We start from the raw sequence: 278 nt of genomic DNA on the forward strand, positions 1-278 counted from the left end.
GCGTAGTACAGCGCACTGATAAACACTAAAACACATAAAGCAATTTGGGTATATTCTAAACCCTGGTAGTCGAACAAGGGACTAATTAGCGGAGCACTTTTTACAAATAAAAATGATAGCCCCACACCTAAAACAAGCATCCCCAGTACCTTCACTAAACTTTGCTTGGCAATCACTTGGAGTAAAATAAGTAAAATGGCCACCGGCAATAACTGATTGAGGCTCATCACAAGGCTAGTTATTAGCATCAGAACCCTCCTTTTCGGTCGCTATTACAG

The 278-nt window shown here is 41.0% G+C and carries 1 pseudogene; it reads right to left on the minus strand.

Going from position 1 to position 278, the window contains the following annotated elements:
* A pseudogene (locus AAEY62_RS22170) lies at positions 1–248 on the minus strand (iron transporter); the annotation flags it as partial.
* Positions 249–278: the final 30 nt, after the last annotated feature.

The sequence above is a fragment of the Pseudoalteromonas sp. GW168-MNA-CIBAN-0100 genome (genome assembly GCF_040309225.1).
In the GTDB taxonomy this organism is placed as follows: Bacteria; Pseudomonadota; Gammaproteobacteria; order Enterobacterales; family Alteromonadaceae; genus Pseudoalteromonas; species Pseudoalteromonas arctica.